Genomic DNA, 17231 nt, shown 5'->3' with positions numbered 1-17231 from the left:
TGGTTTAGTTCAGGGCCGGGGTGTCCTTGGGGATGACGCCGGAACCGTAGAGATCGGCCGCGAGATCCTGGAGGGCGCGCAAGGCGACCCGCTGGGTAAAGGGACCGTAGGAAACACGCGCAACACCCAGTTCCTGGAGTTCGGCTGCGGGAAGGGCTCCGGGGGCGCCGATCACGGACAATTTGCCGTGTCCGAGGCCTGCGACGAGCGGCTCAATGACGTCGCGTGTCAGGGCGCCAGGGACGAAGACCAAGGCCGCGCCTGCATCCAGGAAGGCGCGACCACGAGCAATAGCGTCCTCAATGCTGTCCTTGATCGGACGGTCGCCGCCCTTCGCGATGGCGTCGGTGCGTGCGTTCAGCTGGAACGCGATGCCCTCACCGTTGGCGGCGTCGATGATCGCCTTCACTCGGGCGACAGCTTCATCGAAAGGACGCAAGCGGTCTTCGACATTGGCGCCCACGACGCCGATACCAATCGCCCGGCGGATGGTTTCGGCTGGGTCTTCATAGCCGTCGTCGAGGTCTGCGGTGACCGGAAGTTCAACCGAATTGACGATCCTTTTCACGCCATCCAGCGCGACATCCAGGGGCATGGTTCCATCGGCGTAGCCATACGCAGCCGCAATCGAATGCCCGGCGGTGGCAATGGCTTTCGTCTCAGGAAGGGCTGCAACGGTCGAGGCGCTGATGGCGTCCCATACGTTGACCACGCTCAGGATTTCCGGTGCCTCATGCAGAGCCTTCAATTTCTCTGCCCGGGCACGAATGTTGGAATCGGTCATGGTTGTCCTCCGTGGTCATGGTTGAAATCACTGGCTAAAGTCAGCCTAGACGTATGGTGCCCTTCCATGACAAGGCGGGTGAAAAAAGCGTAACGGGACGGCCACCAGAAGCCATAGTGCGCAGCCCTATGCCTGCCGGAACCCGCTGCCGGCCGATTATGCCGTGGCAGAGCCTCTGGAGGCGGTGTCCCTGATTCCCTTAGAACAGCGGCCATGGCACGGCGGACACGGCCCCGCTCGGAGCCGGGAAGCGTCCTTCGCGGCGTAACCGGGCGCAGCGAGCGCCGAGTGCGGCGATTTCTTCGGACGTGAGCAGTTTCGCCAGATCTCGGCCCAGCCCACGGTGCAATTCCTCGCTGACACGGTCTACTCCGTCGCATTCGTCCGCAGTCAAGGCGTCTCCAACCCATCCCCATATGACCGTGCGCAGCTTGTGCTCACTGTGAAAGGTGAGTCCATGGTCAACGCCGTGCCGGTGTCCGTCGGTCATGGCCAGGATGTGGTTGCCCTTGCGGTCAGCGTTGTTGACGAGCAGGTCGAACACAGCCATGCGTCTCAAGGCTGGTGAGTCTTCGTGGACAAGGGCGACCGTCCGGCCGTTCTCGTCGTGTCCCTCAAGAACTTGCTTCCAGCCTGACTCTGGAACATTCTCTGTTGGGACCAGGTCCACGGCGGTTTGGGTGGGGTCTTGTTCCTGCCAGAATTGCACCATGCCTTCGCCCAGGGGCCCATCGCGCAGCCAGGTGCGCGGCACGATGTCCCAGCCGAGGGCTTGCGAGACCAGGTAGGCGGCCACTTCGCGGTGGGCGAGAGTGCCGTCGGGGAAATCCCACAACGGGCTTTCGCCTGCTATCGGCTTGTAGACGACCTGTACGTCGCCGATGCTGCCCAGAAAGGTAGCGTTCGAAGCCGTTGTGATGCGGCCTGTGAGCGTAAGCTCGGCAGTCACTAAGTCCGGAGCCGGCATTAGGCCCCGGGAAGGGTGCAGGTGTGTCCGTCGGCATCTATGGGGTAACCGCACAGAGGGCATATGGGCCGTCCGGCATCCACGATCTCACGGGTGCGCTTGGCGAAAGCGCGCGCAGTACCCACCGGCATTCGGACCAGCATCATTTCCGGCTCGTCATCGTCGTGTACTTGGAGGTCGTCGTTGTCATCAGTATCGATATCGGCAAGGGGATAAGCCTCGACGACAACTTGGGCCGTGGTCGGATCCCAACCCAGGCTCATGGCGCCGGTGCGGAACTGTTCCTGAGGAGCCTCTATGGGGTCATTGTCGACGAGCTCTATGGGAGTAACCGTGGGAACGCTGAAGGGGTTGCCTTCGACGGTGCTGAGTTCATCGAGCATTTCGTCTATCTTCTCCGCGAGCAGAACCGACTGCTGCTTTTCAAGGGCGATACTCACGATTTGTGCCCCTGCCCGCACCTGCAGATAGAACGTGCGGTTACCTGGAAGGCCAATGGTGCCGATGACAACCCGATCGGGCCAGGCAAATTCGTGAACGCGTGTGGGCATGTCAGTATCTTAGGCACACGTGGTTCAAGGCGTCTCCTGCCCCGCACCGCCTCCCACCGGCGCATCCCCGGATCTGATGCCCTTCGACAGCCACGACAGATCACCCGCTTCGGTGTTGGTCGCGTAAACGCTCGGCCGAGTGGCGCTGTACTGGACAATGGATACGGAGGCGGGGCTCACGTTTATACGCTGGAACAGATCGAGGTGCATTCCGAGCGCATCGGCGAGGATTGACTTGATGACGTCACCGTGGCTCACGGCTACCCACACGGCCCCAGGCCCGTACTCGGCTTCGAAGGCTGCATCGTGGCGGCGAATGGCCGCCACCGCCCGCGCCTGCATGGCGGCCATGGATTCGCCGCCGGGAAAGACGACGGCGGATGGTTGCGATTGGACCACAGGCCACAGATCCTCGGTGGCGAGATCACTGAGCTTGCGCCCCTGCCACTGGCCGTAATCGCATTCGTTGAGGTCAGGCTCTACAGTCGTGGGCGGTGTGCCGGCCTGGCGATCGAGGATGAGCTGGGCAGTCTGCCGACAACGCTCGAGAGGGCTCGATACCACGCCAACTACCGGTACGACCGCAAGCCGATCACCGGCAAGAGTTGCTTGATCGCGCCCGAGTTGGTCAAGGGTGACGCCGACTGCCCGTCCGGCCAGGAGCCCGGTGGCATTGGCTGTAGTGCGGCCATGCCGCACGAGAATAAGGGTCGCCATCCACCCAGCCTAACCACCTGTTCAATGATGCCCGACACCGTGCTGGATCGTTTGCTTGCCTCATCAGCGTAAACAACGGCAGGGCCACCTTGAAGGTGGTCCTGCCGTTGTTGCGTGGGTCCGGTCCTGCGCCCGTCCTTCGGGCTTCCTGTTGCGATGGAGTGCAGGATTCCGACCCTGACGCGGCCGAACTGTTTGTCGGCGGTCGATGTGCTCGCAAGATCTACATGATGCCTGTGGGTACCAGCAGTGCCCAGGCGAGGGCGGGTGCAACGAGGACTACTCCGCCGGCGTACATCATGAGCTGCTTGTAGACGCGTTGGCGGTCATTTTCGCGGGCGTTGGCTACTACAAGGGCGCCGTCAGTGGAGAAGGGCGATACGTCCACGACGGTTGCGGCGATGGCGAGGGCAGCAACGGTGCCGGAGGCGCTGAGTGAGCTTGTTGCGAGCAGGGGTCCGGCAAGGGGGATGAACGCGGTAAGCAGTGCGGTGGAGGAAGCGAAGGCTGATCCGACGCCGATCACGTAGCAGAGGACGAGGGCAATGAGCAGTGGTGCGCCAAGGGCGAGGGCCTGCTCGGCCAGGGTATCGATGACGCCGACGTGCTGGAGCAGGGAGACGTAGGTGATCATGCCGGCGACCAGCAGGACGGTGGACCAGGAAACTCCGCCAATGAAGGTCCGATGTTCCTTGATGTTGACCAGAGCCAGGAGGAGTCCGGCGGAGAGGGCGACGAAGCCGATGGGCATGTGGAAACCCAGGGCGCAGACGAGCATGGCGGCAATCAGTGCAAGCGTGAGGACCTGCTGGCCGTGGGGGCGCGTAGTGCGCGTGGTGTCAAGGTCGGCGTGCTGGCCGGCCGCGCCGTCGCGGAGTTTGCCGAGCAGGGCGAACAGCACAACGGTCAGGACGGACAGGATGAGGTTCAGCGCGAAGCTTGCTCCGAAGAGCGCGCCTTGGGAAATGGGGAAGCCGTTCTTCACTGCGATGTCGTGAACCAGGACGCCGGCTACGGACAGTGGGGAGAATCCGCCGGCGTGGGCGCCGTTGATGATGAAGGCGCCCATCAGGACGGGGTGGATGCGCGATTCGTAGGCCAGTCCAATCGCTGCGGGGGCCAACAGGGCCACGGCGGCGGGGGAGAAGGTGCCCAGAGCTGTCAGCGACGCGGCGAGGAGGAAGAACACCCAGGGGAGGAGGAGGGTCTTGCCCCGGACAAGCCGGACGCAGGTTTGGACGATGATGTCGACGGTCCCGTTTCGCTGGGCCATGCTGAAGAAGTATGTGACGCCGATGATGGTGATGACAATGTTGGCCGGGAAGTCGGCAAGGATTTCCTTGTCAGTCATGCCGAGCATGAAGTATCCGACGCCGAACGAGGCTACCAGCCCCATGACACCGATGTTCAGCGGCCACTTGGTGGCGACGACGAACATCACCACGAGGATGACCAGCGGGATGATCTGGGTGGCGGTCATGGTCGGCTCCGATTCCGGGGTTGCCGTCGGGTTGAAGATGGCACCCCCGAACAGGATGGCAACCAGACCCAGGATGACGGAAGCGGCAACCGTAATCAGCAGGATACGGCGGCGATTGTTGGGCTGCGCGGAACGTTCTGCCTGGATGTCGCCCTCTGCCTCGGGAGCTGGTTGGTAAATAGTCTTAGCCATGGTGGTGTCTCCTCATCGAGTGGCTGTGGCTAGAGAGGCTTCGACGGCGTTGCCGAGAGTCTCCGGGAGGTGAATGATGCTGGTGGCGATGGTGCGGGCCGTTCGGTCGACGCCGACCAGAAGGGTTCCTTCGTGTTCCTCGCTCCAGGTTTCGATGACACCAGCCGGCGTCCTGAGTTTCAGGACTGCTTCTGATGTGCTGCCGGTGATGGCGTTGAGTATGGTGCCGGGGGTCCGGGCGGCGAGAGTCAGGGCGATGCTGCCGGTGATGGCAAGAGCCGGATGCGGCCTTCCCATCGAAAGCATCATCACGTTGACATCGCACTCCGGTCCGGTGGGCGGGCCAACGATCGCGAGCTTCGGAACCGCCCGCGCGGCCTCTCCGGGCGTGGAAACCATGCCCATGCGGACCGCTGCCTCGCGGCGGATAACATCCAGGGTTTCCAACTGCAGCTCGACGCCGGGTTTCCACGTGTCGTAGCGGGCGGTGTCCAGCCCCAACTGTTCGGCACGGACAATCACGACTGGCGCTCCGGCGTCGATCATTGAAACATTCCAGCGCGTGCCGCCCGCTGCGATCACATCGGCTGGCGCCCCAGTGGGCAGCAGATGTCCGGTGGTCTTGCCCGCCGGATCCTGGAAGCCCAGGCCGACTTTGTAACCGGGAAAAACGACTCCAGGCATCTGTGCGTCCGGAACGATCGGCAGGGCGCCGGCAGGTGTGTCCACCCGCTGGATGATGATCTGACCCGTGTTGGTATTTCGGGTGACGATGCGGGTGGAGTCTCCGTCTGGAATAACCCACCCCTTCTCGATCGCGTAAAGGCCGACGACGGCGGAGCAGTTCCCGCAATTGCTTCCCCAGTCCACGGCGGCTTCTTCGATCCCAACCTGCGCGAAGGTGAACTCGACATCGACGGCGTCGTCCTCCGGCCGGCTCAGGATCATGGCCTTGCTGGTAGTCGAGGTGGCCCCACCTACACCATCGATCTGGCGGGAGTCCGGGCTGCCGAAAAGCCGCGGCAGCAGCTCGTCCCAATTCGTCCTGCTGTGTTGTGGGTGTTGGGTTTCAAAGACCCAGCACTTGCTGGTGCCTCCGCGCATCCACTCTGCCTCAATGTTCATGTCCCTACATCTCCTTTTGCCGCTCATTCCTCGGGGCCTGTATTCAGAATGAGCCGCATCACATATGAAGACAATGTTGGATTAGTGAGAGGGGATGTAGGAATACTTCAATCAGGGTGTTTATGAGCGCAAGAAGGCCCCTATTTCTCTCAGAGCCGTGCTTCGATCGGCCTGGAATCACCGAAAAATTCGTGCGCTTATATAGAATGAACCAAAGGCACAGAAGGGTAAACCATTGCTTAACAGTGAAGCCCAGGATTTATACGACATACGTCGGCTTGCGTTGCTGGTGGAGGTGGTTGAGCAGGGATCCATCACCGCAGCAGCCGACACCATGATGTACACACCGTCAGCGGTTTCGCAGCAGTTGCGGAAATTGGAGCAGGAGGTGGGACAGCCCCTTCTCAACCGGCGCTCCCGCGGAGTCGTACCGACTGAAGCCGGTCAGGTACTGGCTGGGCATGCCCGCAAAATCGTCGGACAGATCCGTGCAGCCCAAGCGGATCTGGACCAGATTGCGGGGCTGCGGCGCGGCTCCCTGACCGTCGGTACCTTTCCCACGCTTGCAGGCTCGTTCCTGCCAATCGTGATCAGGGCCTTCAAGAAGCGCTACCCGGCCATTGGCCTGTCGGTGCGCAGTGCCCGTTTCGACGAGCTGGTGTGGGACCTTTCATCCGGCGTTACCGGGTTGTGCCTGCTCTGGGACTATCCGTGGAATCGCTTCCATGATGATGCCATCCGTGTCACTGAGGTCTTCCAAGAGAGCACTGTCATCCTCGTCGCCAAAGGCCACCCTCTGGCAGGCCGCGACGAAGTATCGATGAGTGAACTGCGGAAGGAATCCTGGATAGTTCGCGCCGAGGCGCATCCGGTGGTGGAGGTCCTGCAACGTTCTGCCCACGATGCCGGTTTTGAGCCGAGTATCGGGTTCCTGGCCAACGACTATCAGGAAGCCCAGGCCATGGTGAGTGTCGGCATGGGCGTTGCGATGGTGCCAAAGACGGCTGTGGCCCTGCAGCATCCCGACGTGCGTGTGTTGAGCCTTGGTTCAGCAGCTCCACTGCGGCGCGTCCTGCTGGCACAGCGCCAGGACAAGGTCTACGCCCCCGCAGAAGTCGCTTTCCACACCACTCTTTTGGAGATCGCTCGAGACAGGGCCGCTGACTATCTATAGGGAAAGTTCACGAAACGCCGCCGGCCCCCAACCTGAGTCCAGGAAGGGGGCCGGCGTTTCCCATCAATGCTGTTGGGCGTCTTTCCCGCGTTGGCCGGTCAGCCGATCAGGGAAGTGGCCGCGGAATAACGGGCCAAGGTGGTGTACCCGGCTTTGGTGCCCGTGACACGCACTTTGATGGCGCTTCCCTTGTCTGCTGCGACCAGTTTGTACGTCTGGGCGGTGGCGCCCGAAATAGCTGTGTTGCCTCTGAACCACTGATAGGTCAGCGTGACTGGAGCTGGCCCCCACGTTCCGGGGGTCGCAGTGAGTGTGCTGCCCACCGTTTTGGTGCCAGAGACCGTGGGCGTCGGTGCAGTCAACGTGCCCACTGCCACGGCGGCGGTCGCCGCGGAGGTTTTCGCCGCCGTCGTGAATCCGGTCTTGGAGCCGGTCACCCGGACCGTCATGGTCTTGCCCAGGTCAGCCGCAACCAAGGTGTACGTGGCCGAGGTAGCACCCGTCACGGCAACACCGCTCCGGAACCACTGATACGCCAGCGTCACCGGAGCCGGACCCCAAGCTCCCGGAACAGCCGTCAGCACCGAACCAACCTTCGCTGTTCCGGAAACCGTGGGAACCGGTGCAGTCAACGTGCCCACTGCCACGGCGGCGGTCGCAGCGGAGGTTTTCGCCGCCGTCGTGAATCCGGTCTTGGAGCCGGTCACCCGGACCGTCATGGTCTTGCCGAGGTCAGCCGCAACCAAGGTGTACGTGGCCGAGGTAGCACCCGTCACGGCAACACCGCTCCGGAACCACTGATACGCCAGCGTCACCGGAGCCGGACCCCAAGCCCCTGGAACAGCCGTCAGCACCGAACCAACCTTCGCTGTTCCGGAAACCGTGGGAACCGGTGCAGTCAACGTGCCCACTGCCACGGCGGCGGTCGCAGCGGAGGTTTTCGCCGCCGTCGTGAATCCGGTCTTGGAGCCGGTCACCCGGACCGTCATGGTCTTGCCGAGGTCAGCCGCAACCAAGGTGTACGTGGCCGAGGTAGCACCCGTCACGGCAACACCGCTCCGGAACCACTGATACGCCAGCGTCACCGGAGCCGGACCCCAAGCCCCTGGAACAGCCGTCAGCACCGAACCAACCTTCGCTGTTCCGGAAACCGTGGGAACCGGTGCGGTCAACGTACCCGCTGCAACAGTGACAGAGGCCTGTCCGTAATAGGGCTGGAGCGGCCAGTCATGGACGCTGAGCCGGGCGGTGACTTTCTTGCCGGCGTCCGAGGCTTGCAGGAGAAAAGTTGGACCATTGGACCTGTAGTCAGGGACGCCGTTGACGAACCAGTCGTAGTAGGGGCCGAAATCAGGTGCGGGAGTTAAAGTGCCGTGGTCCACGGTCAGGGTGTTCCCGGCACTTGGCGTGCCCAGAATGGTGAATGGCTTGGAGGCCGTAACCGCATCGGCACCTGACTTACCGGCGTGCACCGTGTCGTAATGCGGGGCGTATCCGGCTTTGGTACCTGTGACTTTTGCCCAGATGTCATACCCGGCATCAGCAGCGGTGGGTACGTAGGTAGTGGCCGTGGCACCCGCGATGTCCTGCAGTTCTGTACCGTCCGTGGAACGCTGCCACTGGTAGGCAAGGACAACGGGAGCTGGACCCCACACGCCGGGATCAACCGTAAGGGTTTTCCCTGCCTGGGCTGAGCCGTAGACGTAAGGCCTGCCGGGCGCCAAGGACAGGCCCGCCTCGTCCAACTGCATGGTGAACTTGACGCGCTGGCCGGCCGCAGTTGCCGTCAGGACAGTGGCGGTGTCCTTGGTGGGAGTGTTGTCGTAGCACTCGGGCTTGTAGCGCTTTTCGCGTGGCGCGCCCTCGTAGAAAGTGTCCGACACGCAGAGTTTGTACTTCTTGCCCACGGCCATACGCCAGTAGATCTTGCCTTGCGTATCGGAGGTGAGGGGGCCCATCTGCGGGCCGTCCCAGGCTCCCGTTGCGTCGTTATACACATAAGGGATGTATCCGACGTCGGCGATCGGTACGCCCGCTGGGTTGGTCACCGTTGCTTCCATGATGGTTTCATCCTTGAGGACGAAGTTCACGTTGGTCCACTTGACTCCGGACGGGACGGTGGCAGCTGTGTAGGCGTCTACGGTGCCGGTACCGTTCCAGTATTGCTCCAGGTAGAGGCGCTGGCCTGATTCGTCCCTGACACTGATGTACGCCTGGTTGGGCGGGATCTTGGTAAGGGTGAAGTAGCCGTTGGCATCGGGTTTGGTGCTGCTGACTTGTCCGCCGCCACTGGGTGAGGCCGAGATGGACACTGCTGTCAGCGCTTGGCCGGCCTTGTTGGTGACTCGGCCGCTCATGCTGCCGAAGGCTTCCAGTTGTGGGTTGTAGGTCGTAACTGGGGCAGCGTCGGTGACAGCCACCGGCGTCGAACCATAGGAGCTGGACTTGTTCGCGTTCCACTCGTCGGCATAGGTGGCGGAGCAGGGTCCGGTGCTGCAGGTGGTCCACAGTTTGTAGCTACCGGCGGCCGGCACGGTGAAACTGTAGGATCCATCCGCCGCAGACCATGCACCGGCTACGTAGGAGGCCCGGTCGTCATTGGTGTAAGCCCCCACCCACACGTTGCCCAGCGCAGTGGCCGTTGCGGTGGCTGTCAGTTTTCCTTTGACAACTCCCTTGAAGGTGTATGTCGCCGCCGAGGCGGGTGCGGCGCCGGCGAACAAGCCCGCGGCCACCAGGACGGCGGCCGCCAGGATGGCCCACGCCCCTCGCCACGAACGTTGAAGCGGATGGTCGGAAGTGGGTCGTGGCAACGGCATGGGTAAGGTCCTTTTCCCCAAAAAAGTGACTGAAGGGACCGAGCGGTCCTCTGTCATCGTAGGTGGCGGCTGTCATCAGTGCCATGGGGAGTTCTGTCCTGTCCATCAACGCCAAAAGAACCGATGCCGGCCGCACCCCGCTTGAAGGCCGTGGTCACCTCGACATGTTGTGGGTGTGCGTGGGTTACATCGGGGCGTGCGCAGAAGCATTCTTGGGGTGATCCGGCTGGTTGAATGCGAGGCCGAGCAGGGCATTTTCGGTGACTTCGGGTAGCGCCGGGTGGATCCAGTACTGCTTGGCAGCGAAGTGGCGAACGTCGAGGTCGAAGGCCAGGACGGTGATCATTTGCTGGATCAGAGTTGATGCTTGGGGTCCCATGTAGTGGGCACCGAGGAGCTTCCCGGTGTCTTTGTCGGCGACGAGTTTGCAAATACTGGTGGTGTCTTCCATGGCCCAGCCGTAGGCGACGTCCCCGTACTCCTGGACTTTGGTGGTCACGTTGTGGCCGTTTTCGCGCGCTTGGGCTTCGGTCATTCCGACGGTGGCGATCTGGGGATGGGTGAAGGTGGCGGCGGGGACGTGGTCGTGTGGCATTCCCTGCAGGTTTTCCGGGTTCAGCAGGTTGTGGCGCACGGCGCGCATTTCGGCGTTGGCGACGTGTTTGAGCATGTAAGGCGAAGAGATATCGCCGAGTGCCCAGACGCCTGCGGCAGTGGTTGACCGACCGTACTCATCGACTTTGATGCGTCCGCTTCCGATTGTCTCGATCCCGCCGGCGGGCAGGTCCAACAGGTCCCCGTTGGGGATGCGCCCGGTAGCTACCAGCAGTACCTCTCCTGTAGCGGAGGTGCCGTCGTCGAGCCGGACGGTGATGCCCTTGTCTGTCTGTTCCGCGCCGACGGTGGTCCGGCCGAACCGGACATCGAAGCGATCGGCGGCCAGGTGGTTGAACGGGGCGTGCAGGTCATTGTCGAGGTTCCGCAGGAGCGTGGAGCGGGTAATGATCGTGACCTCCGCGCCCAAGGCGTCGAACACGTGCGCGAACTCCATGGCGATGTAGCCACCACCGACGATTACCAGGGATTTGGGCAGCTGCTGGAGGCGCATGATGTCTTCGTTGGTGTGATAGCGCACGCCCGAGGCGGCGATGGCCTCGGGGATGGACGGCCTGGAGCCAGCGGCGATGACCACCTGGTCACCGGAGATGATTCTTTGGCGGCCGGCTTGGCCGGTGCGTAAGGTGCGTTCGCCGACGAAGACGGCGTGCTGGTCGTAGACGTCGATGTTCGGGGTCCGTGGACCGCGGCGGTATTCCTCACCGGCTGCGGCGATGGGGTCGACGCGGTTCTCGAAGATTCGGCTGACGATGCCCGGCCAGTCCACGGAGTTGATTTCTGCTTCAAGACCCAGCCGTCCGGACCTGCGGGTGTGCAGCGCGGTGTCGGCCGTATGTACGTACATCTTCGACGGGATACAGCCGGCGTTCAGGCAGGTACCGCCGAAGGAGGCCTCCTCGATGATCGCGATCGACCGGTCTTCGAACTCCGGTCCGGGTATGGAATTTCCGGACCCGGTGCCGATGATGACCAAGTCGTAGTGCCGATCCACGGTGGTTTTGCTGGCAGTGATGTCCATAGGGGCAGTCCTTACTCGGGGTCTTTCCCAACCCTACTGAACTGGGCGGGACCCCACAGGACGGGAGGTATCTTTCGGTGCCAGGTTCTTTGACGTCCGCCGTCGCTGGGCTGCGGCCCGCGGACGCCCTGGTGCACGCCGCGGGGTTTCGATGGACCGCGCCACTGGGGGAGTTGGACCCTGACGCCTTCGCTGGAATGTTCGCCGTGCACGTGGCGGCAGCTTCGATGCTGGCCAACACGCTGGCGCCCTCAATGCCCGACGGCGGCAGGATCGTTTTGTTAGGCAGCCGCACCTCCACAGGGTCGCCGGGAAAGAGCCAATACGCGGCCACCAAGGCCGCGCTGATGGGGCCAGAACTACGTCATCTGCGGGGGCGCTTCTCTCTAGCCGCCGATTGCGGCCACGTCGCATTCGGTACCCACCAGTGTGGGCTGGGCCGCGGCGACCGGCACGCCGGATCGGAGCATGGCGCCGTAGAGTTCATCCACGTCAGCGACGCGCAAGCAACACATGAAGTTGCTCGTCCACGGATCAAGGTTCGGGGCTGGGAAGAACTCATGCGCCGGAGTCGAGGCCATGGACCCATACTGGCACGGTCGCCGTCGCCATGGATGCTTCAACGCTCTGAACAGCGGCCTGTGCGCCCGAACACATTATTACGGGGACTCTGGAGCAGCATTTTCTCCACGCAAAGAGGTAAGGCTAACCTAAATGGTCTTCACTTTCCCCAAGCCCTCCCGTTCGGGCACTTTCAGCAGGCGGTTCCTTTGCGCAAACTCAGCCCATTCCCCGCGATAGGGCTTGCGGCCCTCCTTACCCTTACCGGTTGCGGTCTGAGCGGGAGCCAGCCCAGCGCCACCGAAAAAGTGGCAGATACCAATCAGCGCATCGTGGTGGACAACTTCCGGGCCCCTGTGGCCAACTGGGCGTTGGAGTCCGACGCCGCGTACATCCTCTCGCTGTCCGGCTGCCTGGAAACGTTGACCAAATACGATGCCGCGCAAGGCAAAGTGGTGCCGTTCCTCGCCACCGAATGGAAGCAGGTTTCACCCCTCGAGTGGGACTTCACTATCCGCGATGGGGTCAAGTTCCAGGACGGTACTGAACTCACAGCGGAGTCAGTGGCAGCGTCCTTGAATTCCGTGCTCAAAGCGAAGGTCCCTGCCAGGGCGTTCGGTCCGAGCACTGTGAGCAGCGTCCAGGCCACGGACGCCAAGTCCGTCCGTGTGACCACGACGACGGAGAGTCCACTGGTCCCGTTCCGCCTTGCCAGTGTCAACACCGGCATCCTCGCGCCGGCCGCATACCAGGGCGCAACAGTCGACCCGTTCGGTCACTGCACCGGCCCGTTCACTCCGGTCTCGGAGAAGGCCAAGCAGTCCCTGACTCTCGACCGCAACCCTAACTATTGGGGCGGCGAGGTGAAGCTTGCCGGTGCCGAGGTTCGCTTCATCACCAACGGCGCCACGCGTGCGGCCCAGGTCCAAACGGGCGAGGCCGACATTTCACTTTCCATCCCTGCCTCTTCTCTGTCCTCCCTGCAGAGCGCGCCCGAGGTTTCCGTCCTCAAAGCCGACTCTCCCCGCACGGCGACGCTTTACATGAACAACGGCCGGGCGCCGTTCAACAACGTCGATTTCCGGAAGGCGCTTCGGTCTGCACTGGACCTGCAAGCGTTGGCAGCAAGCGTTTACGAGGGCGCTGCCGTTCCCGCGGCTGGGCCCTTCGCGCCGTCGGAACCGTGGGCCTCAGCCGGGGCAAGCTCACCCAAGCAGAACGTGGAAGAAGCCAAGAAGCTCCTGGCTGACGCCGGGTACTCCGCGGATCGCCCGCTGGAGATCATCGCCATTGTGGAGCGGGCAGAGTTCGCCGACGTCGCTACAGTCATCCAGGACAACCTGAAGGGCATCGGCGTCCCGGTGAGCATCCAGGCCAAGGAATACGCCTCGGCCGAGCCGGACGTGCTTGCCGGGAACTACGACATGATCCTGAGCCAGCGGAACAGGCTGATCGACATCGCAGACCCGATCGGGTTCCTCACCGCCGATTACACCTGCAAGGGAACGTATAACCTCAGCCACTTCTGCAACGAGAAGTACGACCAACTCATCGCCGAAGCGGCCCGGACCTCCACCACCGAGGAACGCTACAAGCTGTATGCCCAGGCGGGCGAGATCCTGGACGACCAGGCCGTCAACCTCTGGCTGGTCAACGAACAAGCAACGGACGCCATCCGCAGCAACGTGCTCTCCTACGCCCAGGATCCCCTGTCCCGGTACGTCCTGACGGCCCAAACAGCCAAATCCGGTTCCTAGCGATCTGAGACGAACGAACCAACCCGCATGATCACGTTCCTTGCGAAGCGGACGGCGACCCTGGTGGCCGCCGTCCTGCTGTCGTCGTTCGCCGTTTTCCTTATTCCCTACGTGACTCCTGGCGATCCTGTCCGAAAGATCATCAGATCCCGCGTCGCCGGGGACATCGTGGACGATTCCACCGTCCAGGCACTGAGTGAGAGCCTTGGGCTCCAGGACGCCCTTCCCGTGCAGTATCTGCGCTGGCTGGGGGACTTCTTCACCGGAGATATGGGACTTTCGCACATCAGCCGCACGCCCGTGGTTGACCAAGTCATGCCTGCACTGGGCATCACCCTCAGCCTGGTGTTGGTCGCCTTGGGTATCGCCGTGGTGGTTTCCCTCCCGTTGGGAACAGTGGCGGCGTTGAGGCAAGGCGGCAAAGCCGACAAGCTCATCACTACTGTTACCCAGTCCTTCATCGCCATGCCGGAATACTGGCTCGCACCGCTCCTGGTCCTCGTTTTTGCGCTCAAGCTGTCCTTGCTCCCGTCCGCAGGATGGAACACACCGTCCTCCATCGTCTTGCCGGCCCTGACGCTGGCGTTACGGCCCATCAGCTTTTTCACGTCGGCTGTTCGTGCAGGCATGATCGACGCCCTCGAAGCGGAGCACATCCAGGCTGCAAGGGCCCGGGGCCTGGGTCGCGGACAAACCGTGTGGCGGCATGTCGTTCCCAACGGACTGGTACCGTTGTCCACCCTTTTCGCCGTATGGTTCGCCGGTCTCTTGGGGGGATCGGTGATTGTCGAGGTCATTTTCGCCATCCCGGGAATGGGACGCCTCCTGTATGACGCGGTGGTTAACAGCGACATCCCCTTGGCGCAGGGAGGCGTGGTGGTTGTGGTTGCACTCGCGGTTGCCATTACCACCCTCGCGGACTTCCTCCACCGCATTCTCAGCCCTAAGGTGAGTGGTTCCCTTGCGTAACAAGTCAGCGATCGACCACGCCGCCGTCGTCGTTCTTGTCCTGATGGTGGCCGCCATAGCGGCTGCCCCTTGGCTGGCGCCCTTCCCGCCTGATGTCCAGAACCTCGCCGACCGCCTTGCGCCGCCCAGCGGCCGCCACTGGCTGGGAACGGACCACCTGGGACGGGACACGCTCAGCCGCTTGCTCGACGGCGGACGCTTCTCTTTGCTGGTGGCGGCACTGGCAACTGTGCTGACCGGAATCCTTGGGCTGGCGATCGGCGTGCTCAGTGCCCGCCGCAAGGGTTGGCTGGATGAGTTCTTTACACGAACCAATGACGTCCTGCTGGCCCTGCCGGAGATGGTGGTGGCGCTCTTCATTGTGGCGGCGATGGGTACTGGCTTCACGTCGTTGCTGGTGGCCCTGACTGTTACGGGATGGACGCCCTTTGCCCGGCTTGCCCGGACTCTTGCCTACGATGTGTCCTCGCGCGGCTTCATTGAAGCGGCACGTGTGGTGGGGTGTTCGCCGTCGTTCATTGTTTTTCGGCACATCCTGCCGCACTTGGCCGCCCCGATGCTGGGGCAGGCGACGCTTCGCTTCGGGCAGCTCCTGATCAGCGTGGGTGCTTTGTCCTACCTGGGGCTCGGCGTCCAGCCCCCGCAATCCGACTGGGGATCCATGCTTGCTGCGGCGCAGCCATACGCTGAGCGGGCGCCGTGGGGCATCATCGCCCCGGGGCTGGCCATCTTCCTGGTTGCCCTGTGCGTGACCCTCATTGGCCAGCGGGCATCCCGCAGGGCGGCCGATCCAGTCGACGTCCTCGTGATGGAGGGGCAGCATGCCTGAACTCGTCATCGAGGACCTGACCGTTCGCAACACAGCCGCCCAGCGGGAGGTCCTGGCCGGGGTGAGTCTTTCCGTGCAACAGGGCGAGTTCGTGGCATTGGTGGGTGGTTCAGGGTCCGGCAAAACCATGACGGCCAAATCCATCCTGCGGATATTGCCTGAGCAACTGCAGATCGCATCCGGTTCAATCAGGCTCGGCTCCGTGGACGTAACCAGCGCGCCGGAAGCAGAGCTGAACCGTATCCGGGGCGGTCGTCTGGGGATGTTGTTCCAGCAGCCCAAAAGGATGTTCAACCCGAACAGAACCATCGGTAAGCATCTGAAGGAACCGCTGAACCTGCATGGAGGCCTTCGAGGCAGGGCTGCCGATGCGAAAGTCTACGAGTTGTTGGTCGACGTCGGCTTTGAAGACCCCGCGTGGGGTGCGCGGGCGTACCCGCACCAGTTGTCCGGTGGAATGGCGCAGCGGGCCATGACAGCCATGGCCTTGGCCGGCCGGCCGGAGATCCTCTTGGCTGACGAGCCAACCTCCGCGCTGGACAAGGTCCTGGAGCAGCAAATTCTGGAATTGCTCGATAGGCAACGGATCCAACGTGGCCTGGGGATCCTTTACATTACGCACAATCTTGCCTCCGTGGCCGCCTTCGCTGACCGGGTGTTGGTGATGGAGGCAGGAGTGATTGTGGAAGCCGGCACCACCGAAGCTGTCCTGGGGACTCCCAGGACTGAGTGCACGCGCAGGCTGCTTGAGGCGTCCAACCTGGCGCCCACCCGCACCACGGAAGCCCCAACCTCCGAGCGCAACGTCCTGACACTGACAAATGTGGTGAAGCACTTCGGCTCCGGAAAGCGATGGGGCCGTGGAAGCGGTAACCGCCCGGCTTTGGACTCGATCTCACTCGCAGTGAAGCAGGGAGAGATCTTGGGCGTCCTTGGCCAATCCGGCTCAGGGAAGAGCACGCTGGCCCGCGCCATCGTCGGGCTGGAAGGAATCAGCAGCGGGAGCATCGACAGGACGCTCGCGGCCGGGGCAACGAGTCCTCACACTGCTGTGCAGCTGGTCTTCCAGGAACCACACGATTCCTTCGACCCCCGGATGACGCTCCGCGCCAGCCTGGAAGCACCGCTCCGGGCCCGCAAGGGACTGAGCCCCGCTGACCGATCCCGCAGGCTCAACGAGGCCATGCTGGAAGTTGAGCTGGATCCTGACCTCTTGGACAGGCGCCCCAGCCAATGTTCCGGCGGCCAGTTGCAGCGTGCCACGATCGCCAGGGCACTGCTGATGGAACCCGAAGTGCTCATCTGCGACGAAGCGACCTCCGCCCTGGATGCCCTGACCCAGCGAACCGTTCTTGACCTGCTTCAGCGCCTCCACCGGGAGCGGGGAATGACCCTCGTCGTCATCACCCACGACATGGACGTGGTGCGGCATATGTGCCAACGTGTCGCCGTCCTGTTCCAAGGCCGTTTGGTGGAGCTCACCGACACGCCCGGGTTTTTCGCCGATCCGCAGCATCAGCACAGCAAGGACCTCGTGTCAGCGGCGATTCCCTGCCGAGGGCTGCACTTGAAGAAGATGCGGGCCCTGCCTTAACCGGACCCGGGGTGGTGCTTATCCGGTTTGACGTGGCAAACGTCGTCGCCGAAAGTCCTCATCCCAAGACTCCGCT

The 17231-nt window shown here is 62.8% G+C and carries 14 protein-coding genes and 1 pseudogene; 6 read left to right on the top strand and 9 right to left on the bottom strand.

Annotated features, from left to right (window positions below):
* Positions 1 to 4: 4 nt before the first annotated feature.
* From ACR30Z_RS07795 to ACR30Z_RS07770, 6 genes are all read right to left on the bottom strand, one after another.
* The gene (locus ACR30Z_RS07795; RefSeq protein ID WP_144648105.1) at positions 5 to 784 is read right to left on the bottom strand and encodes an isocitrate lyase/PEP mutase family protein; all 780 of its coding nucleotides are present in this window, start codon (positions 782 to 784) and stop codon (positions 5 to 7) included.
* Between the two features lie 199 nt (positions 785 to 983).
* Positions 984 to 1751, bottom strand: a complete 768-nt coding sequence (locus ACR30Z_RS07790) for an SCO1664 family protein (RefSeq protein WP_144648106.1) — start codon at positions 1749 to 1751, stop codon at positions 984 to 986.
* Entirely contained in the window at positions 1751 to 2302 is a 552-nt protein-coding gene (locus ACR30Z_RS07785) for a DUF3090 domain-containing protein (protein ID WP_434371937.1), read from the bottom strand. Before ACR30Z_RS07785 ends, ACR30Z_RS07790 begins: the two co-directional genes overlap by 1 nt.
* A gap of 24 nt (positions 2303 to 2326) precedes the next feature.
* Positions 2327 to 3019: an MSMEG_4193 family putative phosphomutase gene (locus ACR30Z_RS07780; RefSeq protein WP_144648108.1), complete on the bottom strand. Its 693-nt coding sequence runs from the start codon at positions 3017 to 3019 to the stop codon at positions 2327 to 2329.
* Between the two features lie 223 nt (positions 3020 to 3242).
* Positions 3243 to 4691: an SLC13 family permease gene (locus ACR30Z_RS07775; protein WP_144648109.1), complete on the bottom strand. Its 1449-nt coding sequence runs from the start codon at positions 4689 to 4691 to the stop codon at positions 3243 to 3245.
* A gap of 12 nt (positions 4692 to 4703) precedes the next feature.
* On the bottom strand, positions 4704 to 5816 hold the full coding sequence (locus ACR30Z_RS07770) for a PrpF domain-containing protein (RefSeq protein ID WP_434371936.1): 1113 nt from the start codon (positions 5814 to 5816) through the stop codon (positions 4704 to 4706).
* Positions 5817 to 6051: 235 nt separating this feature from the next.
* Here ACR30Z_RS07770 and ACR30Z_RS07765 point away from each other — a divergent pair, with 235 nt between their 5' ends.
* Positions 6052 to 6990 (top strand): LysR substrate-binding domain-containing protein, encoded by a 939-nt coding sequence (locus ACR30Z_RS07765; protein ID WP_434371935.1) that lies wholly within the window; start codon positions 6052 to 6054, stop codon positions 6988 to 6990.
* 98 nt (positions 6991 to 7088) lie between these two features.
* Here ACR30Z_RS07765 and ACR30Z_RS07760 read toward each other — a convergent pair whose 3' ends face one another.
* On the bottom strand, positions 7089 to 9809 hold the full coding sequence (locus ACR30Z_RS07760; protein WP_434371933.1) for a carboxypeptidase regulatory-like domain-containing protein: 2721 nt from the start codon (positions 9807 to 9809) through the stop codon (positions 7089 to 7091).
* Between the two features lie 184 nt (positions 9810 to 9993).
* Positions 9994 to 11445 (bottom strand): mycothione reductase, encoded by a 1452-nt coding sequence (gene mtr, locus ACR30Z_RS07755; protein ID WP_144648113.1) that lies wholly within the window; start codon positions 11443 to 11445, stop codon positions 9994 to 9996.
* Positions 11446 to 11522: 77 nt separating this feature from the next.
* On the opposite strand from mtr, the pseudogene ACR30Z_RS07750 reads away from it, so the two are divergent.
* A pseudogene (locus ACR30Z_RS07750) lies at positions 11523 to 11786 on the top strand (SDR family NAD(P)-dependent oxidoreductase); the annotation flags it as partial.
* Between the two features lie 45 nt (positions 11787 to 11831).
* On the opposite strand, the gene ACR30Z_RS07745 reads toward ACR30Z_RS07750, so the two are convergent.
* Positions 11832 to 12026 (bottom strand): hypothetical protein, encoded by a 195-nt coding sequence (locus ACR30Z_RS07745; RefSeq protein ID WP_434372168.1) that lies wholly within the window; start codon positions 12024 to 12026, stop codon positions 11832 to 11834.
* A 288-nt stretch (positions 12027 to 12314) separates the two neighbouring features.
* On the opposite strand from ACR30Z_RS07745, the gene ACR30Z_RS07740 reads away from it, so the two are divergent.
* Genes ACR30Z_RS07740 through ACR30Z_RS07725 form a run of 4 tightly spaced genes read left to right on the top strand, consistent with a single transcriptional unit; the run spans position 12315 to position 17155 of the window.
* On the top strand, positions 12315 to 13763 hold the full coding sequence (locus ACR30Z_RS07740) for an ABC transporter substrate-binding protein (RefSeq protein ID WP_144648129.1): 1449 nt from the start codon (positions 12315 to 12317) through the stop codon (positions 13761 to 13763).
* A 27-nt stretch (positions 13764 to 13790) separates the two neighbouring features.
* Complete coding sequence (locus ACR30Z_RS07735) at positions 13791 to 14732, top strand: ABC transporter permease (protein ID WP_434371931.1); 942 nt, start codon at positions 13791 to 13793, stop codon at positions 14730 to 14732.
* A complete protein-coding gene (locus ACR30Z_RS07730) occupies positions 14716 to 15561 on the top strand; it encodes an ABC transporter permease (protein ID WP_434371930.1) in 846 nt (281 codons plus the stop codon). The genes ACR30Z_RS07735 and ACR30Z_RS07730 overlap by 17 nt, the downstream gene beginning before the upstream one ends.
* Entirely contained in the window at positions 15554 to 17155 is a 1602-nt protein-coding gene (locus tag ACR30Z_RS07725; RefSeq protein ID WP_434371929.1) for an ATP-binding cassette domain-containing protein, read from the top strand. Before ACR30Z_RS07730 ends, ACR30Z_RS07725 begins: the two co-directional genes overlap by 8 nt.
* Positions 17156 to 17231: the final 76 nt, after the last annotated feature.

Origin of the sequence: Paenarthrobacter sp. FR1 (assembly GCF_051106045.1) — a bacterium.
Lineage (GTDB): Bacteria > Actinomycetota > Actinomycetes > Actinomycetales > Micrococcaceae > Arthrobacter > Arthrobacter nitroguajacolicus_A.
This window is presented reverse-complemented; position numbering and strand designations above follow the sequence as displayed.

Coding starts and splice junctions, on each gene's coding strand:
- mtr (WP_144648113.1), bottom strand. CDS start 11,445: ATGGACATCACTGCCAGCAAAACCACCGTGGATCGGCACTACGACTTG.
- ACR30Z_RS07760 (WP_434371933.1), bottom strand. CDS start 9,809: ATGCCGTTGCCACGACCCACTTCCGACCATCCGCTTCAACGTTCGTGG.
- ACR30Z_RS07780 (WP_144648108.1), bottom strand. CDS start 3,019: ATGGCGACCCTTATTCTCGTGCGGCATGGCCGCACTACAGCCAATGCC.
- ACR30Z_RS07790 (WP_144648106.1), bottom strand. CDS start 1,751: ATGCCGGCTCCGGACTTAGTGACTGCCGAGCTTACGCTCACAGGCCGC.
- ACR30Z_RS07725 (WP_434371929.1), top strand. CDS start 15,554: ATGCCTGAACTCGTCATCGAGGACCTGACCGTTCGCAACACAGCCGCC.
- ACR30Z_RS07735 (WP_434371931.1), top strand. CDS start 13,791: ATGATCACGTTCCTTGCGAAGCGGACGGCGACCCTGGTGGCCGCCGTC.
- ACR30Z_RS07745 (WP_434372168.1), bottom strand. CDS start 12,026: ATGGCCTCGACTCCGGCGCATGAGTTCTTCCCAGCCCCGAACCTTGAT.
- ACR30Z_RS07795 (WP_144648105.1), bottom strand. CDS start 784: ATGACCGATTCCAACATTCGTGCCCGGGCAGAGAAATTGAAGGCTCTG.
- ACR30Z_RS07775 (WP_144648109.1), bottom strand. CDS start 4,691: ATGGCTAAGACTATTTACCAACCAGCTCCCGAGGCAGAGGGCGACATC.
- ACR30Z_RS07770 (WP_434371936.1), bottom strand. CDS start 5,816: ATGAACATTGAGGCAGAGTGGATGCGCGGAGGCACCAGCAAGTGCTGG.
- ACR30Z_RS07785 (WP_434371937.1), bottom strand. CDS start 2,302: ATGCCCACACGCGTTCACGAATTTGCCTGGCCCGATCGGGTTGTCATC.